We start from the raw sequence: 25,214 nt of genomic DNA, 5'->3' as shown, positions 1-25,214 counted from the left end.
ACCGGCACCGTGCCTGCACTGCGTTCCGGGGAACAACCATTCCCAGAACGAGACATGACGTCACAACACGCCACAAGACCGGCGAACCGGAGACCGATCTCGAACATGCAATGCCCCTGACCCGCGGAGCACGCCAGCCGATGGAATCGGCAGCCTCCGGGCCCGGCTTCGCTCTGACAAGGGCGTCGAACTCGCGGCGGCAGGACTTCAGTCCGCCATCCCAAAGACCGATAGAGTCCAATAGTGTGCTGGCACACCCCGAGTGCCACCTTGGCCCTATACGATGATGCCCTTACCTGTGCTCCTTCATCACTGCGCTGACACGACGCTCGCCGCAGCGGAAGGAATGGTGTTCGACTACCACCGCCGCAGGAGGAAGCTTGAGCGGCTGGCGACCATGCCCGGCCTGTTGAGTGGGGGTGTCAACGTGTCAGTGGTGCTTGTACATGGGATCTTTAACCATGTCCGCGGGGCAACGCCGGAGGAAGCAGGCGCCCGCAGAGCCGCGGAGTGTCAGACGCAATTGGCACGAGCGATCGCAGCGACCGGCTTGAACGTCAATGTCCCCGATCTGGTGATGGCCTACTACGCAGACCTTCTGCGTACGGACCTGCCCGAGCAAATGCAGGCCACCAGGCAGACGGGCAAGGGGTTCGTTGATCTCACCGCTGTGCAGCGCGCAGAGGCGGCCGACTGGCTCTCCGTAGCGGGTGCCCCCGCACCGCAGGAAACGCAGAACATCGGTCTCGCGCCGCTGCGGCAGACGTTGGGCTGGCTTCTTGACCAGAGTGGCGGCAGTCTGGTAGGCGCAGTGAAGGAACAGGCGATTCATCGGCTGGAACGCCTTATGGTCTCGATGCTGCATGAAGTCGAGGCGTACACCACCTGGCCGGAACGGCGCCAGCTGGTTCGTGAGCGGGTAGCTGGCGTAATCCTGCGGGAGCAGCCAAGGGTCGTGGTGGCGCATTCGCTCGGCTCCGTTGTTACTTACGAAACACTTCACGCTCACCCGGAGCTGGAAATTGAGATGCTGTTGACCGTGGGCTCGCCTCTACGTGTCCCTTCGCTTGCGCGCCGTCTAGAGCCGTCACTTCGCGGAGGACGTGGAGCCCGTCCGGTCGGTGTGAAGCGGTGGGTCAATATCGCAGATGTCGGTGACATCGTCGCGGTTCCGCCAAAGCTGTCTGTGGCCTTTCCTGTCGACCAGGACGAGACCACCGATAACGGACTCGGCTTCCATGGTCTTGGTGGATACCTCGCCAACGGGCTAACGGCGGCGGCGCTTGCCCCGTACCTAACCTGACGGATAATTAGTGACTTATGCTTTATGGAATTTTGATGATCAGAATCAAAGCGGTCTTCGGGCGAGCGAGAGGGCTACGCGGGGTATCAGGAACAGGTGATCACTCAGGCTTTAGACCCTGCTGGGCGCTTGGATAGGAGCGGTACGACACGTGGTGGCGCGAGCTCTGGTCGCGGGCGTTGGAGACTTCCCCGAGCCCTACCTGAGTGAGGAAGACCAGGCCGACGGGCGACCGACCTTCGAACCACTGCCCGCCATCGCGCAGGCAGTTCGCGTCATGGCTTCGTCCCTCGATCGAGTCGGCGTCACGACCGGCGGTGAGCCACTGCTGGAAGTGGACCGCAACGGCTTCATGACGCGTTGGAAGGAGATTCGCCAGCAAGCTAGCCCCGGTGAGCCCCTCATCGTGCACTTCGCTGGCCACGGTGCTCAGCCTGATAACGGCAGCCTATATCTCGCTACTGCGGGAGCTGACGCCCGGGACGAGCATCTCGACGATACATGTGTGAGCTTTGGCCAGTTGCTCTCTACTGCGGAGAATAGCGGCCGGCCTGTTCTGTTCCTCCTCGATGTGTGCGGGGCCGGCCAGGCCATCCTCCAGCAGCAGCTGCAAGAACTGGCCGCGAACCGCACGCAGGATGCAATACGGAACACCTGGGTCATCGGTGCCTGTGCAGGCGACGCCGTCACTTTCGGCGCTCGCTTCACCGCTGCCGCTGCCACCATCCTGCACGATCTCGCTGACAGCACCCTCGACATCACTCCCACACTCGAGTACGTACCCGTCGAGACCCTCGCCGTCGCCATCCAGCGCGAACTTGCCCGGGCCGACGCTTCCGAGGGCCGCCCAAATCAGGCCATCGTCCGAACATCGCACATCTCAGCAGCCCAGTCCCCTCAACCGTTCTTTCGCAATCCATCCTTTGCCCATAACCCTGGCGCCGCCCTTTTGGACGGCATGAACCCCCGGCTGCGCGAGTTTGCCCTTGGCTGCTCACCTGGCCTGGATCCACTGCACTTTGCGACCCGGGCTGCTGGCAATCCCACGGCGAACGTCTTCCAGTTCTGCGGGCGTGCGACTCAGCTGAAACGGATCGAGAGCTGGATCAACCTGCGCACGAAGGAACGTACCCAGCGCCGAATCCTCGTCGTCACAGGAAGCCCCGGCAGCGGGAAGTCTGCACTCCTTGGCGTCACTGCGTGCCTCACCCACTCCGAACTTGATCCTATGCGCGCCCATGTCCGCAGCGCGGTGCGGGAATTCCGCCCGAAGCCAGACGGCCACGTTCTGGCAGTGCATGCCCGCCAACTCACTCTTGATCAGATCACCGAGTCCCTTCATGAGCAGCTCCGCCGCCGGCGTGACGGGCAGCTGCACTCGCGAGGCGTGTCGTCAGACCTCGAGGAAGACGAGGATCTGGAGGGGGCAGGGCCAATCGTGAGGGCGATCAGGGAGGCAGGGAAAGTCTTGCTGATCGTCGATGCACTCGACGAGGCAGCCAATCCGCGAGAAGTACTCAACCAACTGCTTCTACCGCTTGCTGGCCGGGCGTTTGATGACCAGACACCCGGGTGCCGTGTCGTCATCGGTACTCGTCCCTGGTGGGACGATCTGCCTGAACTTTTCCAGCAGATAAGCGCTTACGGGGCGGAGGAAGTTCGCCTCGATCCCGCCACATCAGAGGACCGCGCTGAGCTGGCCGACGACCTCCATTCCTACCTCGACCAGCTCCTGGATGACCGCTACCCGCCCAGTGAAGTCCGGCGTATTAGTGATCGGCTCGCCCAGTACACCGACAGCGGGGCCTTCCTTGTTGCAGCACTCTACGCTGACCACTTGCTTGCCAGTAGGGAGCCCATCAGCCCTAACCCACCAAGCACTATGGGCGAGGTCTTCGCCCTGCACACAGATGCCCTCGCCGCTACCGACCCATGGCTAAAGCCCGTTCTCACTGTTCTGGGCAGGGCCCAAGGCCAGGGGATGCCACTTGAGCTCATCCATACTGCCGCTCTCGCACACCAGCCTCCTACCCCCGATCGGCCGACCCCTCAACTGACCGACACTCGGCGCGTCCTCGCCAAAGCGGCGTTCTATCTACGCTCCACCCCGGACATGGACCAGCGGTTGTTGTACCGCTATTTTCACCAGGCGCTTACCGACCGCACCGAACACCTGAGCAGCCCTGCCGTCATTCACGATGCCTTCATCGACAGCATCCCCCATACAGATGAAGACGCCATCGACTGGGGAAACGCACAGCCCTATCTGCTGCGTCATTCCACCAACCATGCGGTAGCAGCAGGAAATGACGCCGTCGACCGGCTCCTCGAAGACCTTCGGTTCCTCGTGTTCGCTGACCCCGACGGCCCTGTCCTCCATCGCCTTCACATCAACAGCGAGTCGGCATTCCGCAACGCTCAGATCTACCGAGCCCGTCGGCGCGGAAACCAGAAGCCGGAGGTACGCCGCGAGCTGCTGGCCCTGGACGCCGCCCACCGTCAGCTTCCGGATCTTGCTGAGGGCTTCGCTGCTGTCCTTGTGAACCAGCGCTCGGCAGCCGCGTTCCCATTGTGGGCCACCAACGGAGCTAGCCGCCCCGGCGCGGCTGGCGGGGGCTCCACTGGCAGAGCCGAGGCACTTGCCCCCATGGGCGGTACCGCCTCAGCTTTCCCCGGGGCCTCGTCTGCACCGGGTGGCCTCGAAGGTCACACCGCCGACGTTACTGCCATCGTCAGCACCGCTCTGCCTGACGGCGCTATTGCGGTCCTTACTGCTAGCGCCGACTCAACCGTCATCGTCAGGGACCTAAAGACTGGCCGACGTCTGCACACCCTCACCGGGCACACTAAAATGGTGGCCGCGCTGGCCGCAATAAGCCTGCCCAGCCTCACTCCCACTGTCGTCTCCGTAAGCTGGGATCGTACCGCTGCGGTCTGGGATGTAGGTAGCGGCCAACGCCTGCACACCCTCACTGGCCATACCGGTGCCGTGACCGCCGTCGGGACCATCACCCTGCCCAACGGCAGGCCCGCCGCAGTCACCACCAGCCGAGACCGTACCGCTGCGGTCTGGGATGTAGGTAGCGGCCAACGCCTGCACACCCTCACTGGCCATACCGGTGCCGTGACCGCCGTCGCGACCGTCACCCTGCCCAACGGCAGGCCCGCCGCAGTCACCACCAGCGCAGACTGGACGGCCATCGTCTGGGACCTGAACATGGGGCAACGCCTACACACTCTCGAAGGCCACACCGCTGAAGTGATTGCTGCCGTCTTCACTGTCCTGCCCAACGGCACCCCTGCCGCAGTCACCACCAGCTGGGATCGTACCGCTGCGGTCTGGGATGTAAGTAGCGGCCAACGCCTTCACACCCTCATTGGCCATTCCGGCCCGGTGACCGCGGTCGCCGTCACGGCCCTGCCCGACGGCACTCTCGCCGCGGTCACTACCAGCTGGGACCAGAAGGCGATTGTCTGGGACGTGAGCACCGGCCAGCGCCTGCACACGCTCGCCAGTCATACCGGCCCAGTGACCGCGGTCGTGACCACCACTATGCCTAACGGCATGCCGGTGGCGATTACCACTAGTTGGGACCGCACTGCCGCCGTCTGGGATCTGAGCACCGGTCAAGAGATGTGGTATTTGCCGCTACCTGCCGCGGAACAACGTGCAGCTAGGACGGAAGCAGGCTTTGTAATCGTCTACAGCGGTGAGATCGCCAACTACGCCTGGAGTGGACAGAAGTCCCAACCGGCTCAGCGCGGGAGCAATGCTTAAGACCTGTGGATCAGCTCCGGGGAGGCGCGCGGAGAGCGTACCTTCCCGATTGATCCTTTGATGGTCACCGAGTAGGCCCGCGTTGCAGCGCGGGTCGGGAAGGCACGCCCGTGCTCAGCGTAGTCACCGACGACGGCTCCACCCAGTCCGGCTCCCTGATCGACGAGATCGTCCGCGAAGGGGCCCGACGCATGCTCGCCGCCGCACTGGAAGCGGAAGTCAACCAGTGCATAGCCGAGTTGACTGCTGAGACTGACGAGCGCGGGCGGCGCCTGGTGGTTCGTAACGGCCACCACCGGCCTCGGACCGTGGTCACCGCCGCCGGCCCGGTCGCAATCAGGGCCCCGCGAGTGAACGACCGACGGGTCGACGACGCCATCGGCGAGCGCAAGCGGTTCTCCTCGAAGATCCTCGCGCCGTGGTGCCGCAAGTCGCCGAAGATCTCCGAGGTGCTGCCGCTGCTCTACCTGCACGGGCTGTCGTCCGGGGACTTCATACCTGCCCTGGAGCAGTTCCTGGGCGGCACCGCCGGCCTGTCGCCGGCCACGGTCACCCGGCTGACCAAGCAGTGGGCCGACGACCACGCCGCCTTCCAGGCCCGTGACTTGTCTGACCGGGACTTCGTCTACGTCTGGGCCGACGGGGCGCACCCCAAGGTGCGGCTCGGACAGGCGCACTCGTGCGTCCTGGTGTTGCTCGGCGTCCGCCTGGACGGCACCAAGGAGCTGGTCGCGCTCGCCGAGGGGCTGCGCGAGTCCACCGAGTCGTGGGCCGACCTGCTGCGGGACTGCCGCCGACGCGGCATGCGCGACCCCGAGCTGGTGGTCGGCGACGGCGCCATGGGCCTGTGGCGGGCGCTCGCCGAGGTCTTCCCCGCCGCCCGCCACCAGCGCTGCTGGGTCCACAAGGCCCGCAACGTCACGAACTGCCTGCCGAAGTCCGCGCAGCCGGGCGCGACGAAGGCGATGCAGGAGATCTACAACGCCGAGGACCGCGGCCACGCCGAGAAGGCGATCGACGCCTTTGCGAAGACCTACGGCGCCAAGTTCCCCAAGGCCGTCGCGAAGATCACCGAGGACCGGGGGGAGCTGCCCGCGTTCTACGACTTCCCGGCCGAGCACTGGATTCACCTGCGGACCACGAACCCCATCGAGTCGACCTTCTCGACGGTCAAGCTCAGGACCAAGGTCACGAGAGGTGCGGGCAGCCCGGCGGCCGCGCTCGCGATGGTATTCAAGCTGGTCGAGTCAGCTCAGGCTCGATGGCGTTCGATCACCGGTGCTCATCTGGTGCCCCTGGTTCGCGCCGGCGCACGCTTCGAGAGCGGCGTCCTCGTCGAACGCGAGGAGCGGGCCGCTTGATCGGCTAAAGGAACCACCAGCCGACCCATGGCTGAGCCGACCTGTCCTCAGTCAGGCTAATTTGGGGCGCCGAGAGCTTGGTGCGACTGGACGCGCCCAACGTCCCATGGCCGGCGCGGTGCCGATCAGGCACTCGATGTCGGTCGGGAAGCCGACGAGGGCGTAGGCGGTCAGGCGCAGGTGGCCCTCAAGGCAGACCAGGTTGTCCTGCCTCTCGCCGACGAGGATGAGCGGAGGAAATCGCTCACCTCTTACGAACGCGTGGGCCGCGTCGACGAACGGTTCGTTGGGCACGTCGAACGCCCGTAGCCCTGCCTTGATGCGTGCGGCAGCGTCAGTCGGCCGGCGGCTGCCACCCGACAGTTCGACCCAGTAGGAATAGTCGAGGTAGCGCACGCCGGCCGCCTCGTCGGCGGACAGCAGTGACCTGGTCCACGTGACGTGAGTGGGGAAGTTCTCGAACAGGTCACGGTTCTCGCTGTACCCGCGCGTCGCAGCGAGCAGAGCGCGACGTGCGAAGTTCTCTCCAGCGTCGGAGAGATCCGGATGCGTCAGCAGCTGCTCGGCCTGCCCGGCTGCCGCCAGGTGGGACCGGAGGCTCTGGCCGAACCTCCGGCTGGACAGCTCGCCGCTCAAGAAGCAGACGACCATCTCGTCCTCACTACTCACACCCAGTACCTGCACGACCGTCAGCATAGGACCGATCCTGTTGGGCGCCACAGCCTGCTCGCACGTCATCTCGTCCACAGGTCTTGACTATTGCTCCAGCGCGGCGGTGGACATGGATAGCCGTGGTTGTACCGGTGTCGAGCGATGGCGCCGGCAGTGGCATGAGCAGGGTCAGGCCGGGGTCCTGTCGAAGGGTTCACCCGGTCGTCCAAGGCTCAGTGGGAGCCAAATCGCCAAATTGGAAACCGAGTTGGAGTGCTGACCGCGCTTCCATTGCTGGGTGGACCAGCGCTGGAAGCTCGCCGGGCGGAGATGAACGCGACATCGGCAACCTCGCCGCAGCCGACCTTGATCAGATCGTCCAGGCCGTGAAGCGTCGGCTTAAGAAGATCCACTACCGCTAGGACCTCGTCGACGACCGCCTCGCTGGCACCGGCCTGATCATGGACGGCTGGCCGACATCACGAATTCAAATTCAGTGCCCTGACCAAAGTCGCCATAGCCCGTGTCTAACATTCGGGGTCAAGGCCCGTGGATTGGTGCGCCTCGGAAAGGCTTTCTGGAAGTTATCTCTTGGGGTCGGGGCCCTGTACCGCGCGGTGACGGCGTGACCAAACCCGCTCTCTCCATAGATATTCGTGTCCCGCGAACGTTTGGTTTGGTCATACAGGAGGAGCCGTGCCGGATCAGTTCATGGATGCGAAGGAGACCGCCATGTATCTGAACATGTCCCTCGCCTGGGTTTACCGCGATGCTCCACGCCTCGGGCTCGTGCCCTACAAGTTCGGATGCGGGAGGAACGCCAAGTTGCAGTTCAAGGTGTCCGAGGTCCAAGCCTGGGTCAAGCAGCAGAGGATACGGGTTGCATAGACGCCGACGGTGGGGGGCCCAGCCCAATGGGGCTGGCCCCCACGTGTTCAGGCGGCCAGCCCGAGGTCGAGGACCTGCGCGGCGCGGCTGATGGAGCCGGGCATGAGGTGGCGGTAGTACTTGAACGTGATCTTGACGTCGCGGTGGCCCATCCACTCCGCGACGTCGGTGATCGGTATGCCGTTGCTGAGGCAGTTCGATGCGAAGAAGTGGCGCAGGCCGTAGAGGACCATCCCCTCGGGCAGGTCGACCTGCCCGGACGCCTTCAGCCTCCGCCACTGCCCGCTGATGATGTGATGCGGCATGGCGAGCGTGATGTCCTTGGGATTCCGGAGCAGGTAGCCGTTCACGGTCCCGTAGGTGTCCGCGTAGCACTCGATGGCGTGCTTGGTACGTGCCGGCAGTGGCACGTCGCGGTACTCGCCTGCCTTGCGGTGCTTCAGGCGTGCGCAGCTCTTGGTGGCCTGGTTGACCTGCTCGCTGACGCGGTAGACGTCGTCGGCGACGATGTTGTTGATGTTGACGGCGTAGGCCTCGCCGTTCCGCAGGCCGCAGCCGCTCATGAGTTCCGCGACCAGGCGGAAGGCGTCGTCGCCGGCGGTCCGGATGCCGTGCAGCTGGGGGAGGGAGGGGATCACCGCGCGCTCCGCGTCGTACTGAGGGGGCTGCACTCCCTCAAGCGGGCTGTCCTCGTAGAGGCCGAGTCGGTGTGCGTCCAGCAGGATCGTCTTCAGCCTGATGTACGCGTTGGTCTGAGCGGCCAGGCCGACGCCGTCGCGCTCCATGTCCGTGATGAACGCTTCCACGACCTTGTGGTCGAAGGTGCCCATGCGGCGGCTGCCGAAGGCCGGCAGGAGGCGGTTCCTGAGGATGGAGTCGGTGTTCCGCAGCGAGGTCGGGCTCTGGTGCCGCTGGCCCTTCAGCCACTCGGCGGTGTAGGCCGAGAAGTGCATACTGCCGTACTTCTTGATGCGCTCCGCCTTGTGCAGGCTCATCGGGGAGTTCTTGCGCGCGTGGTAGACCTCGGCGAGCCGGGACTTGGCCGCTTCCTGGTTGGCGAAGCCGGACTCCTCGGTCTGCTGCCCGGACGCGTTGCGGTACCTGATCTTGTAGTCGTGCGGGCATTTGCTCCAGCGGGACTCCGGGTGCTCGCACTCCTTGAAGAAGCTGCCCATGCCGCGGATGAGACTTGTGCTTGCCATGATGGCTGACCCCCGGAGTCTTGCTGACCTTTTGCTGACTCCGGATGGTGGATCATGCCCCTGAACTGGGCGGAAACGTCAACCCCGTGATAACAAGCAGAACTACAGCCGCCTGCAGAGGGCCAAGAAGACCTGGGACCCCAAGAACGTCTTCCACCATGCCCAGTCGATCACCCTGCCGTCCTAGCCGATCATGCAGAGGCATGTCGACCATCCGGTAACTGGATGATATCGGGATGAATGGTGCGAGTTAAGAGCTCATCGTAACGACTTGTCTGAACGCGGTCGGCTCGCCGGACCTCCTCGCGGGACCGGAACAGGTTCGACGTGCCAGGGGGAGAGTTCTCAGGTGTGCGCATCTTTGGGGCGGTCCACTCGGGCTGATGCTGGCCTTTTGCTGACCTGAACTGGCGTTCCGTCAGGCTTGATGACCTGGTGGGAGGAGCCCGAGGTCCCGGAGCAGCGCGTTGGGTATGACGCGCACATTACGCGGCAGCCAGCCGGACAGCTCGCGGACCAGGCGTAGGTGGGGGCGCCATCCGGGCGGCCCAGACCCTCCATCTGGCATCGGTGAACAGAACGGCGTCAGGGGATGCGTGGTGATCAGGTCCCGGATCTGGCGGGAGAGGAGGCCGTCCTGCCCCGGTGGCGACCGGCGCGGTCGACGTGGCGACCGGAGGTGGCCGTGGGCGGCCTCGGGGTGGGTGACGACATAGACGTCGATGTCGTCCCCGGTCGTCGGCATCCCCGACGGGGCCGCCACCGGGATCGCCTGCCGCGAGCGGCTGCCCGGCATGCCGGACGACAAGGCCGTCTGGGAGGCACTCGTGGCCCACCCCGACTACGTCGTCCTGGACGGCTTCTTCGGTTCCACCGGCGGCCCCGCCGGCAAGTACTACGCCCCCGGCGACACCCTCACCCTCACCGACCCGCTCACCGGTCGCTCCGAACCGAAGACCGTCGCGGGCGTCCTCAGCAGCGGCCTCGCCTTCCACCCCGGCAACGGCACCAGCGCCACCGTCTACCCGCTGATCGAGAGCCGCGAGAGCGCGGCCGCCCAGTTCGGCCCGCAGGCGCAGACCGCCAGCGCCCTGGTACGCACCGCATCCGCCACCTCGCCGGAGGAGCTGGCATCCCGGTTGCAGGGCAGCCACCTCTCCGCGAGCCTGGTGGCCACCCCGATCGCCGAGGACGTGCACCGCCTGTTCGCCGCCAACACCGCGTTCTTCCGGCTGATGCAGGGTTTCCTGGCCCTCGGTCTGCTGATCGGTATCACCGGCCTCGGCGTGGTGATGGTCCGGGCCGTCCGTGAACGGCGGCGCACCATCGGCGTGCTGCGGGCGCTCGGCTGCCAGGCCCGGACGGTCGAGCGGTCGTTCCTCTGGGAGAGCGGTTTCGTCGCGCTGGAAGGCACCGTCCTCGGCGCCGTGCTCGGGGTGCTGACCACCTGGCTGATGTACCAGAAGAGCTCCGCCTTCACCGGTCTGAACGGCGGCTTCCCGATCGAGTGGGGCGCCATCGGACTGCTCGCCGCCGTCACCTTCGCTGCCTCCCTGCTGGCTGCACTCGGTCCCGCGCGCCACGCCGCGCGGATCAGACCCGCACTGGCCGTGCGTCTCCCGGACTGACCCGGTGGACGTGCACGGCCGTGCGGCCCCTTGCACGCCCCACGCTCAGACCGCTTCGGGCCAACGCCTGCCGATGCCTGCAGAGGGGTTCTGGTCGCCCGCCGCGACCGCGGCGCGGACAATGGCCGCGAGGGGGACCAGGACGAGGGACAGACTTCGCGGGCACGGTGCACCGGGGCCGTACCGGGGCCCGGGAAGCCGAGGAGGAAGCCGTGCCGGTGTGGCATCTGCGGGACTTCCACGACGACGACCTGGACCAGGCGATCCAGCTGTGGGACCAGGGCCGACAAGCCGACCTGTCCCTCCCCGTCTTCCCGGTCTCCGACGTCGTCGCCGCGGCCCGCGGGGGCCAGCCGGCCGTGGTCGCACTGGTCGGGGAAGAGCTGGTCGGCATGGCGGTCGCCCGCGCCGAGGGCGACCGCGGATGGATCATGATCGTCGCCTTGTCCGTAGCATGGCGCAACCGTGGTCTGGGCAGCACGTTGATCGCTCAGATCGAACAGCGTCTGCGGGCGAGGGGAGTGCGGCGGTTCAGCGCGGTCCTCATCCCCGGCTCGACCGGGACGGCGGCCCTCGAGAACTCCGGCTACCGGCAGGTGACCGGTCTGGTCTACTACGAGAAGCTGGAACACCTGGGTGCGGGAGACGCGGGGCTGCTCGCCCAGCTCGGCGGCCGGGTCATGCCGCGGGGGCTGTGGGAGCGGCTCGCGGGTATGCACGCGGCCAAGGACGCCATCGAGAAGCGGATCGTGCTCCCACTCGCAGAACCGGAGGTGGCTGAGCGTTACGGCGTCCGTCCCCCCAAAGCGGTCATTCTCTTCGGTCCGCCCGGAACCGGGAAGACCACGTTCGCCAAGGCGGTCGCCTCACGACTGGGCTGGCCGTTCGTGGAACTGTTCCCCTCACGCTTGGCCGCCGACGCCGACGGGGCTCTCGCCGCCTCCCTGCGCGAGGCCTTCGCAGACCTGGCCGAACTCGACAACGTGTTGCTCTTCATCGACGAGGTCGAGGAGATCGCCGCTGCCCGCTCCGGCACCGCCGTCGACCCCGGACACGGTGTCACCAATGAACTCCTCAAGCTCATCCCGGCGTTCCGCGACCACGACGACCGGCTGCTCATCTGCGCCACCAACTCGCTGCGCACCCTCGACCCGGCGTTCCTGCGGCCGGGCCGCTTCGACTACATCATCCCCGTCGGCCCGCCCGACTCCGTTGCGCGCGAGGCGATCTGGCGCCACTACCTCGGGCCCGCCGCACAGAGGGTCGATCTCGACGAGTTGGTCACCGCCAGCGAGATATTCACCCCCGCCGACATCGAGTACGCAGCCCGCAAGGGCTCCCAGCAGGCCTTCGAGAAGGAGATCACCCACCGCGCCGGGATCCCTGCCGGGACCGACGACTTCCTCGCGGCGATCGCCGCCATACGCCCCACCCTCACAGCGCAGGCCCTGGCCACTTTCAACGAGGACATCGAGCGCCATGTCCGGACCTGAGACCGGCGGACGCCGCAGCCGCAGGCCCGACGCGCCGCGCGGTTCCGGACGGTGCAGGCTGGAACCACAGCACGCCGCAGGATGTCCGGGCGGCGGGCGTCCAGTGGCCCGGCGGGCGGCGTCAGCGCGAGTGGTGCAGTACTGGCGGACGGGTTCGGAACGGGAGCCTGAGGATGGCCCATACCTACACACGTACCGGTGAGCGGCTGGCCGACCAGGCGGATCTGGTCGCCGAGGCGCTGCGCCGGGTGACGGAGGCGGCGCTCGGCTCGCCGGCTGTCGAGGTCGGCCGGGAACTGGAGGCGGCCGAGCGAGCGGCGCGACCGCTGTTCCAAGAGCTGGAGGACGATGTCACAGCCGTCCTCGCGGTCGGGGGCGCGAGCCCGCCGGACGTCCGGGACGTGGTGGCCGAGATCCACACCGGCGCAGACCTGAGGCTCCTCGCAGGCCAGGCCCGGCAGATCGGGGAGATCGCCTCGGCGCGGCGCGTCAGGGGGCCGTTCCCGGAGGAGCTCCGCACCCCGCTGGGCGGGCTCGCCGACCTCGGGCTCGGCATGGTGTCGCTGGCGGCGGCGGCGCTGCGGGAGCCGTCCGCGGCGACCGTTGCCGATCTCCATGACGGTCCCAACGCTGCCGCCCAGCGCCAACGGCTGCTGTACGAGCGGATCATCGCCGAAGGGGCGGCCGCGGACCCCACGGACGTGGTGGACGCGGTTCTGCTGGCGGCCTGCTTCGCGCGCTGTGCGCACCACGCGTTGTCGGCGGGGCGGTTCGCGGGGCTGTTCGCCGAGTCGCCGTAGCCGCCGACGCCTACGGCAGGCCCGCGGCGGCGGTCGTCTCCGCGAGCCGGTGCAGGACGCCGGCGTGGCGGATGGTGCCCCCGTGGGCGATGACCAGCGGGGCCAGGTTGGGTGCGGTCAGGTCGACGACCGGCCGTCCGCCGTGGACGACGCCGGCCAGGAGTGCCGTGACGGCGCGGGAGAAGGCGGCGGAGGCGGGCGCCGGGACGCGGGTGGCGAGGTCGCCGGCGCCGATCACGGTGACGCCGTCGGCGAGCACCCGCTCGATGCCGGGCTCGGCTCCGGCGACGGTGTGCCCGTAAGGCCCGCAGGCCAGGTCCACCACCACCGACCCCGGCCGGAGCCGGCGGAGGGCGTCGTCGTCGATCAGCAGCGGCGGGGCGCTGTCAGAGGGGTCGACCGTGCTGATCACGACGTCGAAGGACGGCAGGGCCGCCGCCGGTGCCTGCTCGCCCGCCCCGTGGACCTGCACGTTCGCGCCGGACAGCCGGGCCGTCTCGACGGCCCGCCGAGCGGCGTGGCCACCGCCCAGAACCAGGACGCCGGCGGGTTCCCTGCCGAGCCGGCCGGCTGCCAGGCGGACAGCCTCGGACCCCGCGAGCTCCGCCTGGCCCGCCGCCGCGTCCAAGGGGCTCGGCGGTCCGGCCGTGGCCGGCAACTGGTCGAGAGTGATCAGGGTGGCCCCCTCGTCGGCCCACCGGCGGACCACGAAGGGGGCGTGCATCGGTCGCAGCATGCCGATGAGGATCTGTCCGCGGCGCAGCGGCCCGAGTGCGTCGACCGTGGGCCGCCGGACGGCGACCACGATGTCCGCCGAGGTGGCCTCGGCAGTGGAGGTGAGGCATGCCCCGGCCGCCCGGTATGCGGCGCCCGTGAAGCCCGCGGCGGCTCCTGCGCCGCCCTCGACCAGGACGCTCAGCCCGAGGCCGTCGACGTCACGCACACCCTCCGGTACGAGCGCGACCCGGGTCTCCGCCGGGTGCCGCTCGCGGAGCACGCCCAACGTCACGGCCGCCATCGCCGACCTCCGTCGCCGACCGCGCCGTCCGCCGGGGAGAAGCCCTCCACGCTCCCAGTATCCGCCTTTGCGCGGCCCCTGATCACCCCGGATACTCGAACGGGAGCCGTTGCCCGACTCCACGCGGAGGTGGCCGTGGTCCGTCGTGGTTGGCAGTTCTGGGTGGACCGAGGGGGGACGTTCACCGATGTCGTCGGCCTGCGCCCGGACGGTCGTCTGGTCACCCACAAGCTGCTCTCGGTGGACCGCCGCCGCTACCGTGATGCCGCCGTCGCCGGCATCCGGCACCTCATGGGTCTCGCGCCGGGAGAGCCCCTCACCGTTGCGGATATCGAGGCCGTCCGGATGGGTACCACCGTGGCGACCAACGCCCTGCTGGAGCGGGCCGGCGAGCGGACCGTACTGGTCGTCACCCGCGGTTTCGGTGACGCTCTGCGGATCGGCTACCAGGACCGCCCGTACATCTTCGCTCGCCGGATCGTCCTCCCGGAGCCGCTGTACGAGGCGGTGATCGAGGTGGACGAACGGATCACCGCCGACGGCACGGTGTTGCGCCCACCCGATCTCGACGCGCTCGGTGCCCGGTTGCGGACGGCGTACGACCGCGGAATCCGCTCGGTCGCGGTGGCCCTCCTGCACAGCCACCTCCACCCTGTGCACGAGCGGGTGATCGGAGAACTGGCTCGTGGCATCGGCTTCCCGCAGGTCTCGCTGTCGAGCGAGGTCAGCCCGCTCATGCGGCTGGTGCCGCGCGGTGACACCACCGTCGTGGACGCCTACCTGACACCGGTGCTGCGCCGCTACGTCGACGAGGTGGCGAACGAGCTGCGCGGGGTGCGGCTGATGTTCATGCAGTCAAATGGCGGATTGGCCGAGGCCGGTCACTTCCGGGGCAAGGACGCGATCCTGTCCGGTCCGGCCGGCGGGATCGTCGGCATGGCCCGGATGTCCGAACTGGCCGGCCACGACCGGGTGATCGGATTCGACATGGGCGGCACCTCGACCGACGTCTCGCACTACGCGGGTGCGTACGAGCGCGTGGTCAGCACCCAGGTGGCCGGTGTGCGGCTGACGGCGCCGATGCTGGCGATCCACACGGTCGCCGCAGGTGGCGGATCGGTGCTGCATTTCGACGGCGCCCGCTACCGGGTCGGGCCGGACTCAGCCGGCGCCGACCCCGGCCCACTGTCCTACCGGGCGGGTGGCCCGCTGACGGTGACGGACGCCAACCTCGTCCTCGGCCGGATCCAACCCGGCTCCTTTCCGAAGGTGTTCGGACCGAGCGGTGACCTGTCGTTGGACCAGGAGGCGGTCCGGCAGGCGTTCCGCGTCCTCGCCGCCGACATCTCCGGCCGGACGGGCGACGACCGGACACTCGAGCAGGTGGCCGAGGGCTTCCTGAGGATCGCCGTGGACAACATCGCCAATGCCGTGAAACGGGTCTCGGTCCAGCGGGGGCACGACATCACCCGGTATGCGCTCACCACCTTCGGTGGCGCGGGCGGCCAGCACGCTTGTGCGGTCGCCGACGCCCTTGGCATCCGGACAGTCCTCGTACCGCCTGCGGCCGGGTTGCTCTCCGCGCTCGGCATCGGATTGGCCGATGCGATCGTGATACGCGAGCAGTCCGTCGAACTCCCGTTGGAACAGGCGTCAATGGGCAGGGTCGCGGAGGTGGCCGAGACGCTCACCCGGACCGCCCGGGCCGACTTGCTGGCCGAGGAGATCCCGGCGGACCGCGTCCGAACGGTCCGGCAGGCCCGGCTGCGCTATGACGGCACGGACACCACGATCATGGTGGAGCTGGCCGAGCCGGCGGCGATGATCAACGCCTTCGAGGTCGCCCACCGTTCCCTGTATTCATTCCTGATGAAACGTCACATCATCGTTGAAGCCTTGTCGGTGGAGGCAACCGGGCTCACCGGCTCGCTCGACCTCGACATCCTGGGCGTAGCCTCCGGAGAAGGGTCCGGGGTGTCCGAGGAGGCCGATCTCTACGCCGTCGGGAAATGGCGGAAGGTCGGCCTGTACCGGCGCGAACTACTGCCCCCGGGGCGAACGGTGACCGGTCCCGCGATCGTGGCCGAGTCCGGTGCCACCACCGTCGTCGACGACGGCTGGCGGATGACCGTCGGCCCGGTGGGCCATCTGCTGCTGGAGCGGGTCGTGGTTCCCGGGGCCGAGACCGCCGGCACCGAGGCGGACCCGGTGCTGCTGGAGGTGTTCAACAACCTCTTCATGTCGATCGCCGAACAGATGGGAGCGAGGCTGAAGTCGACCGCGCAGTCGGTCAACATCAAGGAGCGACTGGACTTCTCCTGCGCCCTGTTCGACCCGGACGGCGCCCTGGTCGCAAACGCCCCGCACATACCGGTCCACCTCGGCTCGATGGGCACCACCGTCCAGGAGGTGATCCGGCGGCGCGGCGACTCGATGCGGCCCGGCGACACCTATGCCGTCAACGACCCTTACCACGGGGGTACCCACCTCCCCGACATCACCGTGGTCACCCCGGTCTTCGACGAGGCCGGGGAGCGGATCCTGTTCCACGTCGCCTCGCGCGGGCACCACGCGGAGATCGGTGGACTCACCCCCGGCTCGATGCCGGCAGGCAGTCGCCGGATCGAGGAGGAGGGCGTGCTGTTCGACAACTGGCTGCTGGTCCGGGACGGGCGGCTACGGGAGGCGGAGACCCGGAAGCTGCTGCGCGAGGCGCCGTACCCCTCGCGCAACCCGGAGACCAATCTGGCCGACCTCCGGGCCCAGATCGCCGCCAACCGCAAGGGTGTCGAGGAGATCGGCGCGATGATCGGCCACTTCGGGCTGGACGTGGTGCAGGCGTACATGCGGCACGTCCAGGACAACGCCGAGGAAGCCGTCCGTCGGGTGATCGTCCGGCTGGACGACGGCGCCCACCGGTACGAGACCGACGCCGGTACGGTGATCGCCGTACGCGTCACCGTCGACCACCGGGACCGTTCGGCCGTCGTCGACTTCACCGGCAGCGCGGATCAGCTCGACGGCAATCTCAACGCGCCCGCGTCGGTGGCCACGGCGGCCGTGCTGTATGTCTTCCGCACCCTGGTGGCAGAGGACATCCCGCTCAACGACGGCTGCTTGCGGCCGCTGCGGATCGTCGTCCCGCCCGGGTCGATGCTGGCCCCGCGCTACCCGGCCGCCGTGGTGGCCGGGAACGTCGAGACCTCCCAGGCGATCGTCGGTGCCCTCTACGCGGCGCTCGGCGTCCAGGCGGAGGGATCGGGCACGATGAACAACATCAGCTTCGGAAACAAGGACCACCAGTACTACGAGACACTCGGCTCCGGCTCCGGCGCGGGCGACGGATTCCACGGCGCCTCCGTGGTGCAGACGCACATGACGAACTCGAGGCTCACCGACCCCGAAGTCCTGGAGTGGCGACTGCCGGTCCTGGTGGAGGAGTTCTCCGTTCGGGTGGGCAGCGGGGGCCCAGGGCGCTGGCACGGTGGCGACGGCGCCGTCCGGCGGATCCGGTTCCGCGAGCCGATGGCCGTCAGCATCCTCTCCAGCCACCGCCGGATCCCACCCTACGGCCTCGCGGGGGGCCGGCCCGGCGCGATCGGAGCCAACCGGGTCGAATGCGTCGACGGCACGGTCCACCACTTGGCCGGCTGCGACTTCGTCATGGTGGATCCGGACGATGTCCTGGTGGTCGAGACCCCTGGTGGTGGTGGCTACGGCCGGCCCTGACGTCGGTCCGGTCCGGTATCAGTGCCGGACCGGCGGGGGAGTGGGCACGATGACGACCGGGCAGCGGGCACGGTGGAGCAGGCCGTGGGGGACGGAGCCGAGCCGCGGGGGCGTCCAAGTCTTCGAAGCCGACACGCTATCCGGCAACCGGGCCGTCCACCGGGTCTTCGCCGATCTCGGGCTGCCCGTGCACCGCCGCCTCGAGCAGGGCGAGATTCGGGTGCGGGTCCCGTTGGAGGAGGCGGACGAGCACTACCGTGAGGCCGTTGACGAGCGTGGCCGCCGCGCGGACGTGGTCAGCCTGGTTCCGCTGCTGCGGCCGGGCTCGGTCGCGGTCGTGGAGCCTTCGCGCCGTCCGGGGTCGGTCGGACAGACCGTGCTGCGGAAGGTCCGCGATGGCGGCTTCGTCGGGCCCGTGTGGGCCGTCAACCCGTTCGCCGGGGAGGTCGCGGGTGAGCGCGCGTACCCGACGGTGGGCGCCCTCCTTGGCCGTCCCCGACCTCGTGGTGCTGGTCGGTGCTGAGTTCGCCGCGGTCGAGGCGGCTGATGTCGCTGTCCGCCCGGTAGGTGGAGAAGACCGCGTCGATGTGATGCAGCCGGTCGGTGATGTCCCGAACTGCGGGTGCGGCGGTGCGGACAGTGATTACGGATTGGCGGCCCAGCGCAGGCCGGGCGCGTCGAACTGCAGCCGGAAGAACTGCCCGGGCTCCGCCCGCAACTCGTCCAGCCGCTGCCCCCGCAGGAAGAGGGACACCACACCGGGGCTCTCGGGCCGGACCTCGGTCACTGTGAGCCGGTGGCGGCGGTCGCACAGCCACGGCCGCACCAGTCGGTACCAGCCCACCAGGGCCGCCGTGAGCAGGTAGAGGGCGTACCAGGCGACCCGGGCCGGGCCGTCGCCGATGGCCAGTTGGTGTCCGAAGGCCAGGGCTACCACCAGGTACGTCGCCAGATGCAGGTAGTACCAGCCCTCGTAGGAGAGCCGGCGGCGGGCCGCCCGCGCGGAGACCACGCCGGTTCCCAGCATCAGGAGCGTGGCCACCGTCGCCCTGAGCATCTCGGGGAAGTGAAACGTGATCTCCACGCCCTCGGTGAGCAGGCCGCGGCCGTCTGTCAGGGCGTAGCCCCAGACGATCGTGAGCACGTGCGCGGTCACCACAGCCACCAGCCAGCGGCCGCCAAAAGCGTGCCAGCGGGCCGGGCGGTCGGCGCCGACCCCGCGTTCCAGCGCCGGAAGCCGGGCCACGAGCAGGAGCAGCACAGGGGCCGCGTACCCGGCGAGCAGGCCGGTGATCCGGCCCGCACCGGTGAGCCGGCCCGCCGCTCCGATGACCGCGGTCGTGTTCGTCCACCACAGGAAGACGACGCCCAGAGCGCCTGCGGCGATCAGCCCAAGCACGGCGATCAGCCCGAGCACGGCGGTCGGTCCGGCGGCGGCTGGACGGCGCGGCGCCGCGCGATGCGCCGGGTTCGCGGAGCGTGGCGGGGCGACGCTGGTCATCCGGGATCTCCGGCAGGGTCGGCACGGCCTCAACCGGATGCTCGATCACGTGGGAGCCGCCCTGGCCCGCCGGCACGCGGTGGAGGAACGGCTGCGGGCGTTCGCCGCGGACGCCAGCCACGAGCTCCGCACCCCCGTGGCCGCGGTACGTGGGCATGCGGAGCTCGCCTTGCGTCATCCCGGTGAAGTGCCGAGGAGCCCGTTCTCGTGCGCGGCGACGCCCACCGGCTGAGCCAGGTGGTGGCCAATCTGCTGGCCGACGCCCACCCCCACACCCCGCCGGCACCGAGGTCGAGGTCAGCCTGGAGCGGGCGGGGGAGCAGGTACGGATGGCTATCACGGACAACGGCCCGGGAATTCCGCCCGAGCTGACCGGCCGGGTCTTCGAGCGCTTCGTCCGCGGCGACCGGGCCCGCTCGCGCACGACCGGATCGACCGGGCTTGGCCTGTCGATCGTTCAGGTGGTGATCCAGGCCCAGGGCGGCGAGGTCGAGGTGGCGAGCCGTCCGGGGCGCACCGTGTTCGCTGTGCGGCTTCCGGCCCACCGGTCCTGCGACCGAATCGGATCGGCTGGGCCGTCGTGGGCGGCGGTGCCCCAGCCGTGATCGCTCAGCGAGGACGCCGGAGCAGCGTGATGTCCTCCGCTATCCGCTCGGCGAGCGGTGTCACGACGGCTGCGACGGGTGCCGAAAGGCCGGTGCCCAGGTTGCCGTCGGCCCGTTCGACGGCGTAGACGATCAGGTGCCGCGGCAGACGGTCCAGTTCTCGGGCGAGTTCGACGGCCTCACCCAGGCCGAGACCGTGGGAACTCGTCGCACCGCCCGGAGGCGTCAGCCGGTCACCGGTCAGCTCCAGACGGTGGACCCGGCCGGGGGATGCGGGGTGGGCATGGGTGGCATCCACCACGATGGCGAGCTCGGCGTCCTCCCACAGGGTGATCAGCCGGGCGGGGTCGCCGTCGCACACCCGCAGGACCGTCCCGCCCGGTAGGGGCTGTTGCTCGGCCCGTTCCGCCAGCCGCGTCACGACGGCCCAGCCCACGCCGTCGTCGCGGCGGTACTCGTTCCCGACGCCGATGACGGCGATCCGCGCGGTGACATTCATGCGCTCCGTCGTTCCCGTACACCTCGGCCGGCAGTCGCACTGCGGCCGGCTCGGGACCATCCGGGGAAAGGAGGCCGCCACCTGGACCACGCCGGGACGCCCGGCCGCGGGCGCGCACACATACTGGCCGGGACAGCTACTACTGGCCGGGGCGGTGTGACCGGGTGCGCGGAGGTTGACGTGGCGGACGGCGCGGTGGTGATCGACCGGGACGGACTGAGCGGGCTGATCTCGGTCCTCGCCGGGCGCGGTCGCACGGTCGTGGGGCCGACGGTCCGCGACGGGGCGATCGTTCTGGCCGAGCTCTCGGACGGTGACGGGCTCCCATACGGTTGGGGGGTCGAGCTGGAGGCCGGGAGGTACCGGCTGCGCGCCCGCGAGGACGGCGCCGTGTTCGCCCACAGCGCCGGCCCGCAGTCCTGGAAGACGTTCCTGCACCCCCCGCGCGAGCGGCAGTGGACGGCCGAACGGCGCGCCGACGGTGAGCTGGTGATGACGGAGGAACGGACGTCGCCGCCCTCGTACGCCTTCCTCGGAGTCCGTCCCTGCGATCTGCGGGCCATCGCGATCCAGGACCGGGTGCTGACCGGTGGGATGTACACCGACCCGGCCTACCGCGGGCGCCGCGAACGGGCGTTCCTGGTGGCGGTGGAGTGCACCGAGCCGGGGGCCACCTGCTTCTGCGTGTCCATGGGCACCGGGCCGGCCGTCGGGCCCGGCTATGACCTGGCGCTCACCGAGGTGCTCGACGCCGACGGCCACCGATTCCTGCTGCGGGCCGGGAGCGAGGCGGGGAAGTCGGTTCTGGCGGAGCTGCCGAGCCTCCCTGCCGATGCCGCGACCCGGAACGCCGCCTCCGAGTGCGTCGCCGGGGCGGCCGACCGGATGGGCCGCACCATGCCGCCCGTGGACCTCCAGGAGTTGATGCGTGAGACCCTCACGGCCGAGCGCTGGAACGACGTTGCGGCACGTTGCCTGACCTGCGGCAACTGCACCATGGTCTGCCCGACCTGCTTCTGCACCACCGCCGAGGACGTCACCGACCTGACGGGCGACCATGCCGAGCGGTGGCGGCGCTGGGAGTCCTGCTTCGACCTGGACTTCTCGCAGCTCCAGGCGGGCCCCGTCCGCGACACCCCACGCAGCCGGTACCGGCAGTGGGCCACCCACAAACTCGGCACCTGGTACGACCAGTTCGGCAGCTCGGGTTGCGTCGGTTGCGGGCGCTGCATCGTGTGGTGCCCGGTCGGCATCGACATCACCGAGGAGGCTCACGCGCTGAACCGTGAATGGGACGCGGCCGGGTCGGTGGGGGAGGAGGGCCTGTCGTGACCGTCGCCCGCCACGGATTCCTCGGTGCGCTGCCGCCAGGTCACCGCGAACGTCTCCAAGGCTTCTCCCACGAGGTGACCTTCCCCGGCGGGGCCCGCATCTTCGAGGAGGACGGCGTCGCCGACCGGTTCTGGATCATCGGTTCCGGGAGCGTCGCGCTCGACGTTCACGTTCCTGGCCGGCGCGAAACCGTGGTGGAGACCCTCGGTGAGGGCGATCTGCTCGGCTGGTCCTGGCTGTTCGAACCGTACCGCTGGCACCTCGGAGCGCAGACCCGTGGCACCGTGCTGGCATCCGAGTTCGACGCGGAGCGCATCCGCGCCGCGTGCGAGGAGGACCCCGCCTTCGGCCTGGCGGTGACGAATGGTGTCGCCCGGGTGATCGCCCGGAGGTTGAAGACCACCCGCACCCGCCTGCTCGACCTCTACGGACAGCCTGGCGACGGCGGGGCGCCATGACGACTCCCCTCCCGTACCGCGTGATCGAACGCAAGGCCGAGACGCCCGACACCGCCACGATCGTTCTGGAGCCCGCCGAGGTACCCCTCCGGCCTTTCACCGCTGGGCAGTTCGCCATGGTGTACGCCTTCGGCATCGGGGACATCCCACTCTCGGTCAGCGGCTTCGACGGCCACCGACTGACCCACACCGTCCGTGCGGTCGGCGCGGTCTCCGGCGCGCTGTACGGCCTGCGGCCCGGAGCGATGGTCGGCGTACGCGGGCCGTTCGGCACCGGTTGGGAGCTTCCCGCCACAGCCGGGCTCGACCTGCTGGTGGTCGCCGGCGGAATCGGCCTGGCGCCGCTGCGGCCGGTCGTCCGCGCCGCGCTCACCGGGTCCGGACGGAAGGGGCGGCTGAGCGTCCTGATCGGGGCACGTACACCCGGTGATCTGCTCTACGCCGAGGAGGTGCGCGACTGGCAGGCGGCGGGGAAGGCCGCGGTCACCGTCGACCGCCCCGACGCACGGTGGCAGGGCGAGGTGGGCGTCGTCACGAGCCTGCTCGACCGGTCCGCGTTTCACCCGCAGGAATCGGCGGCGTTCGTCTGCGGCCCGGAGCCGATGATCCGGGCCGCCGCCCGTGACCTGGTACAGCGCGGCGTCGACCCGGACCGGATCAGAGTCTCGCTGGAGCGCACCATGCACTGCGGGACGGGCCACTGCGGGCACTGCCAGCTCGGCCCTCTCCTGCTCTGCCGCGACGGTCCGGTCGTCACCTGGACCCGTGCCCGACCTCTGCTCGCAGTCAGGGAGTTGTGACGATGCCGAGCAGAGCCGACCGGCGACCGACGCTGGCCGTGTGGAAGTTCGCCTCCTGCGACGGCTGCCAGCTGACCCTCTTGGACTGCGAGGACGAGCTCCTCGCGATCGCCGAGCAGGTGGAGGTCTCGCACTTCCTGGAGGCCTCCAGTGCGAGCGTCCCGGGCCCGTACGACCTCTCGCTCGTCGAGGGCTCGGTGACCACTCCGCAGGACGCCGAGCGGATCCGGCACGTCCGCGCGGTCTCGCGGCACCTGGTCACCATCGGTGCCTGCGCCACCGCCGGAGGCGTCCAGGCGCTGCGCAACTACGCGGACGTGGCCGAGTTCCAGGCCGTCATCTACGCGCGCCCGGACTACATCGATACGCTCGCCACCTCCACGCCGATCAGCGCGCACGTCCCCGTCGACTTCGAACTGCGTGGCTGCCCCATCGACCGGCGCCAGCTCATCGAGGTGATCACCGCCTATCTGGCCGGCCGCACACCGGACGTCCCCGCACACAGCGTCTGCTTCGAGTGCAAGCAGCGCGGCACGGTCTGCGTGACCGTGGCCCACGGCACCCCCTGCCTCGGCCCGATCACCCACGCCGGCTGCGGCGCGCTCTGCCCCGCCTACGACCGGGGCTGCTACGGCTGCTTCGGACCCTCGAACTCCACGAACTTCCCCTCCTTCATCCCGTTGCTGCGCCGCGACGGTATGGACACCCTCGACGTGGTGCGGGTACTGCGTACGTTCAACACCGCCGCCCCCGAGTTCGACGCGGCCTCCAGGAAGGAACTGGAACGGTGACCCACCGCGGCTCCAGGACGCTCCACGTCGGGTCGCTCGCGCGCGTCGAGGGCGAGACCGCGCTGCACCTGCGCACGGACGGCGGCGAGGTCACCGAAGCCCGGCTGGCGATCTACGAACCCCCGCGGTTCTTCGAGGCGCTCCTCCGCGGACGCTCGTACGCCGAACCACCCGACATCACCTCCCGGATCTGCGGGATCTGCCCGGTCGCGTACCAGATGAGTGCCTGCCGCGCTGTGGAGGACGCCTGCGGTGCCACCGTCGACGGGCAGTTGGCCGCGCTGCGCCGGCTGCTCTACTGCGGTGAGTGGATCGAGAGCCAGACGCTGCACATCCACCTCCTCCACGCACCCGACTTCCTCGGCTGCAACAGTGTTGTCGACCTGGCCCGCACCCACCGCGCCGACGTCGAACGCGGTCTACGTCTCAAGCAGGCCGGCAATACGATCATGGAGCTGCTCGGCGGTCGGGCGATCCACCCGGTCAACGTCCGCCTCGGTGGCTTCCACCGCACCCCGACCACGGCCGAATTGAGGCCACTGGCCGAGCGGTTGCGCCGCGCCCGGGACGACGCACAACAGACGGTGCGCTGGGTGGCGGGTTTCGACTTCCCCGACGCCGGCTGTGACCACGACCTTCTCGCGCTGGCCGTCCCGGGGAGCTACGCGATCGAGTCGGGTACCCCGACGGTTATGCCGGCTCCGCAGACCGCCGGGCTGCCGGCCGGGTCCGACCGTGCACTTCCCACGCGCACCTTCGCGGTCCACGACTTCGGCGAGCACGTCGTCGAGAGCCAGGTGCCCCATTCCACCGCGCTCCAATCGCTGCTGGACGGCCGCCGCCATCTCACCGGCTCGCTCGCCCGCTACGCGATCAGCGGCCGATGGCTCTCCCCGATCGCCGTCCAGGCGGCCCAGGACGCCGGTCTCGGTGACCCACGCCGGGGCACCGTCTGCCGCAACCCCTTCCGGAGCATCGTCGTCCGGGCGGTCGAGGTGCTCTACGCGGTCGACGAGGCGTTGCGCATCATCGACGCGTATGAACGCCCACCGCGTCCCCACGTCAACGTGTCACCACGGGCGGCCACTGGTCACGGCGCGACCGAGGCACCGCGGGGCCTCCTCTACCACCGTTACGCCGTCGACGGTGAGGGGACCGTCACCGACGCCGCCCTGGTCCCTCCGACCGCGCAGAACCAGGGGGCGATCGAGGCGGACCTGCGCCGCGTCGTGCAAGAGCGCCTCGGACGCGGCGAGGTCACCAACGCCGAACTGACCGCCCTATGCGAGCGGGTGATCCGCAACCACGACCCGTGCATCTCGTGCTCGGCCCACTTCCTCGACCTCACCGTCGAACGAACCAGGGCCGGTGACTGAA

At 69.1% G+C, this 25,214-nt stretch carries 20 protein-coding genes and 2 pseudogenes; 17 read left to right on the top strand and 5 right to left on the bottom strand.

From position 1 onward, the window contains the following. Positions 1–346 precede the first annotated feature (346 nt). The 3 genes from ACIPSC_RS35740 to ACIPSC_RS35730 all read left to right on the top strand — a co-directional run bounded on the left by ACIPSC_RS35740 (position 347) and on the right by ACIPSC_RS35730 (position 6,442). Entirely contained in the window at positions 347–1,303 is a 957-nt protein-coding gene (locus tag ACIPSC_RS35740) for a hypothetical protein (protein WP_400833242.1), read from the top strand. Between the two features lie 151 nt (positions 1,304–1,454). Continuing rightward, the gene (locus ACIPSC_RS35735) at positions 1,455–5,081 is read left to right on the top strand and encodes a hypothetical protein (protein ID WP_400833239.1); all 3,627 of its coding nucleotides are present in this window, start codon (positions 1,455–1,457) and stop codon (positions 5,079–5,081) included. Between the two features lie 110 nt (positions 5,082–5,191). Further along, positions 5,192–6,442: an IS256 family transposase gene (locus ACIPSC_RS35730; RefSeq protein WP_400833236.1), complete on the top strand. Its 1,251-nt coding sequence runs from the start codon at positions 5,192–5,194 to the stop codon at positions 6,440–6,442. A 51-nt stretch (positions 6,443–6,493) separates the two neighbouring features. On the opposite strand, the gene ACIPSC_RS35725 is transcribed toward ACIPSC_RS35730, so the two are convergent. Next, a complete protein-coding gene (locus ACIPSC_RS35725; protein WP_400833232.1) occupies positions 6,494–7,138 on the bottom strand; it encodes a hypothetical protein in 645 nt (214 codons plus the stop codon). Positions 7,139–7,789: 651 nt separating this feature from the next. Between ACIPSC_RS35725 and ACIPSC_RS35720 the strand changes: the two genes are divergently transcribed. After that, positions 7,790–7,981, top strand: a complete 192-nt coding sequence (locus ACIPSC_RS35720; RefSeq protein WP_400833228.1) for a helix-turn-helix transcriptional regulator — start codon at positions 7,790–7,792, stop codon at positions 7,979–7,981. A 47-nt stretch (positions 7,982–8,028) separates the two neighbouring features. Here the strand turns inward: ACIPSC_RS35720 and ACIPSC_RS35715 are convergent, their stop codons facing one another. Next, the gene (locus ACIPSC_RS35715; protein ID WP_400833225.1) at positions 8,029–9,183 is read right to left on the bottom strand and encodes a tyrosine-type recombinase/integrase; all 1,155 of its coding nucleotides are present in this window, start codon (positions 9,181–9,183) and stop codon (positions 8,029–8,031) included. Between the two features lie 106 nt (positions 9,184–9,289). On the opposite strand from ACIPSC_RS35715, the pseudogene ACIPSC_RS35710 reads away from it, so the two are divergent. The 4 genes and pseudogenes from ACIPSC_RS35710 to ACIPSC_RS35695 all read left to right on the top strand — a co-directional run. Next, positions 9,290–9,370: pseudogene (locus ACIPSC_RS35710) on the top strand (BBE domain-containing protein); the annotation flags it as partial. 535 nt (positions 9,371–9,905) lie between these two features. Beyond that, positions 9,906–10,811, top strand: coding sequence for an ABC transporter permease (locus ACIPSC_RS35705; protein WP_400833222.1), 906 nt, complete (start codon positions 9,906–9,908; stop codon positions 10,809–10,811). Between the two features lie 167 nt (positions 10,812–10,978). Then, entirely contained in the window at positions 10,979–12,304 is a 1,326-nt protein-coding gene (locus ACIPSC_RS35700; RefSeq protein ID WP_400833218.1) for an ATP-binding protein, read from the top strand. A gap of 173 nt (positions 12,305–12,477) precedes the next feature. Continuing rightward, positions 12,478–13,104 carry a hypothetical protein gene (locus ACIPSC_RS35695; RefSeq protein ID WP_400833215.1) on the top strand — a complete coding sequence of 209 codons (627 nt, stop codon included), beginning with the start codon at positions 12,478–12,480 and terminating at the stop codon, positions 13,102–13,104. A gap of 10 nt (positions 13,105–13,114) precedes the next feature. On the opposite strand, the gene ACIPSC_RS35690 is transcribed toward ACIPSC_RS35695, so the two are convergent. Continuing rightward, positions 13,115–14,122, bottom strand: coding sequence for a hypothetical protein (locus tag ACIPSC_RS35690; protein ID WP_400833212.1), 1,008 nt, complete (start codon positions 14,120–14,122; stop codon positions 13,115–13,117). A gap of 135 nt (positions 14,123–14,257) precedes the next feature. On the opposite strand from ACIPSC_RS35690, the gene ACIPSC_RS35685 reads away from it, so the two are divergent. Further along, the gene (locus tag ACIPSC_RS35685) at positions 14,258–17,851 is read left to right on the top strand and encodes a hydantoinase B/oxoprolinase family protein (protein ID WP_400833209.1); all 3,594 of its coding nucleotides are present in this window, start codon (positions 14,258–14,260) and stop codon (positions 17,849–17,851) included. 49 nt (positions 17,852–17,900) lie between these two features. After that, positions 17,901–18,374, top strand: coding sequence for a CoA-binding protein (locus ACIPSC_RS35680; RefSeq protein WP_400833206.1), 474 nt, complete (start codon positions 17,901–17,903; stop codon positions 18,372–18,374). A gap of 120 nt (positions 18,375–18,494) precedes the next feature. On the opposite strand, the gene ACIPSC_RS35675 is transcribed toward ACIPSC_RS35680, so the two are convergent. Further along, on the bottom strand, positions 18,495–19,352 hold the full coding sequence (locus tag ACIPSC_RS35675; protein ID WP_400833202.1) for a ferric reductase-like transmembrane domain-containing protein: 858 nt from the start codon (positions 19,350–19,352) through the stop codon (positions 18,495–18,497). On the opposite strand from ACIPSC_RS35675, the pseudogene ACIPSC_RS35670 reads away from it, so the two are divergent. Continuing rightward, positions 19,237–19,491 (top strand): annotated as a pseudogene (locus tag ACIPSC_RS35670) (hypothetical protein); the annotation flags it as partial. The gene ACIPSC_RS35675 and the pseudogene ACIPSC_RS35670 overlap by 116 nt on opposite strands. 190 nt (positions 19,492–19,681) lie before the next feature. Beyond that, positions 19,682–19,957 (top strand): ATP-binding protein, encoded by a 276-nt coding sequence (locus tag ACIPSC_RS35665; RefSeq protein ID WP_400833245.1) that lies wholly within the window; start codon positions 19,682–19,684, stop codon positions 19,955–19,957. A 4-nt stretch (positions 19,958–19,961) separates the two neighbouring features. Here the strand turns inward: ACIPSC_RS35665 and ACIPSC_RS35660 are convergent, their stop codons facing one another. Further along, positions 19,962–20,456 (bottom strand): hydrogenase maturation protease, encoded by a 495-nt coding sequence (locus tag ACIPSC_RS35660; RefSeq protein WP_400833197.1) that lies wholly within the window; start codon positions 20,454–20,456, stop codon positions 19,962–19,964. Between the two features lie 180 nt (positions 20,457–20,636). Between ACIPSC_RS35660 and ACIPSC_RS35655 the strand changes: the two genes are divergently transcribed. From ACIPSC_RS35655 to ACIPSC_RS35635, 5 genes are read left to right on the top strand one after another with little or no spacing between them, the layout of a single operon-like run. Next, on the top strand, positions 20,637–21,788 hold the full coding sequence (locus ACIPSC_RS35655; RefSeq protein ID WP_400833193.1) for a 4Fe-4S dicluster domain-containing protein: 1,152 nt from the start codon (positions 20,637–20,639) through the stop codon (positions 21,786–21,788). Beyond that, entirely contained in the window at positions 21,785–22,246 is a 462-nt protein-coding gene (locus tag ACIPSC_RS35650; RefSeq protein ID WP_400833188.1) for a Crp/Fnr family transcriptional regulator, read from the top strand. Before ACIPSC_RS35655 ends, ACIPSC_RS35650 begins: the two co-directional genes overlap by 4 nt. Beyond that, complete coding sequence (locus tag ACIPSC_RS35645; protein ID WP_400833185.1) at positions 22,243–23,046, top strand: FAD/NAD(P)-binding protein; 804 nt, start codon at positions 22,243–22,245, stop codon at positions 23,044–23,046. The genes ACIPSC_RS35650 and ACIPSC_RS35645 overlap by 4 nt, the downstream gene beginning before the upstream one ends. Before the next feature lie 2 nt (positions 23,047–23,048). After that, positions 23,049–23,837 carry an oxidoreductase gene (locus ACIPSC_RS35640; RefSeq protein WP_400833180.1) on the top strand — a complete coding sequence of 263 codons (789 nt, stop codon included), beginning with the start codon at positions 23,049–23,051 and terminating at the stop codon, positions 23,835–23,837. Continuing rightward, positions 23,834–25,213, top strand: coding sequence for a Ni/Fe hydrogenase subunit alpha (locus ACIPSC_RS35635; protein ID WP_400833173.1), 1,380 nt, complete (start codon positions 23,834–23,836; stop codon positions 25,211–25,213). Before ACIPSC_RS35640 ends, ACIPSC_RS35635 begins: the two co-directional genes overlap by 4 nt. The last annotated feature ends 1 nt before the right edge of the window (position 25,214 follow it).

This window comes from Kitasatospora sp. NPDC090091 (assembly GCF_044747365.1).
In the GTDB taxonomy this organism is placed as follows: Bacteria; Actinomycetota; Actinomycetes; order Streptomycetales; family Streptomycetaceae; genus Kitasatospora.
The sequence above is the reverse complement of the archived record's forward strand: the minus strand, read 5'-3'. Positions and strand labels throughout refer to the sequence as shown.

Bases quoted from the DNA above. Each gene is read 5' to 3' on its own strand.
- ACIPSC_RS35725 (WP_400833232.1), bottom strand. From the start codon at position 7,138: ATGCTGACGGTCGTGCAGGTACTGGGTGTGAGTAGTGAGGACGAGATG.
- ACIPSC_RS35640 (WP_400833180.1), top strand. From the start codon at position 23,049: ATGCCGAGCAGAGCCGACCGGCGACCGACGCTGGCCGTGTGGAAGTTC.
- ACIPSC_RS35665 (WP_400833245.1), top strand. From the start codon at position 19,682: ATGGCTATCACGGACAACGGCCCGGGAATTCCGCCCGAGCTGACCGGC.
- ACIPSC_RS35680 (WP_400833206.1), top strand. From the start codon at position 17,901: ATGACGACCGGGCAGCGGGCACGGTGGAGCAGGCCGTGGGGGACGGAG.
- ACIPSC_RS35715 (WP_400833225.1), bottom strand. From the start codon at position 9,183: ATGGCAAGCACAAGTCTCATCCGCGGCATGGGCAGCTTCTTCAAGGAG.
- ACIPSC_RS35695 (WP_400833215.1), top strand. From the start codon at position 12,478: ATGGCCCATACCTACACACGTACCGGTGAGCGGCTGGCCGACCAGGCG.
- ACIPSC_RS35675 (WP_400833202.1), bottom strand. From the start codon at position 19,352: ATGACCAGCGTCGCCCCGCCACGCTCCGCGAACCCGGCGCATCGCGCG.
- ACIPSC_RS35660 (WP_400833197.1), bottom strand. From the start codon at position 20,456: ATGAATGTCACCGCGCGGATCGCCGTCATCGGCGTCGGGAACGAGTAC.
- ACIPSC_RS35740 (WP_400833242.1), top strand. From the start codon at position 347: ATGGTGTTCGACTACCACCGCCGCAGGAGGAAGCTTGAGCGGCTGGCG.
- ACIPSC_RS35690 (WP_400833212.1), bottom strand. From the start codon at position 14,122: ATGGCGGCCGTGACGTTGGGCGTGCTCCGCGAGCGGCACCCGGCGGAG.
- ACIPSC_RS35705 (WP_400833222.1), top strand. From the start codon at position 9,906: ATGTCGTCCCCGGTCGTCGGCATCCCCGACGGGGCCGCCACCGGGATC.
- ACIPSC_RS35645 (WP_400833185.1), top strand. From the start codon at position 22,243: ATGACGACTCCCCTCCCGTACCGCGTGATCGAACGCAAGGCCGAGACG.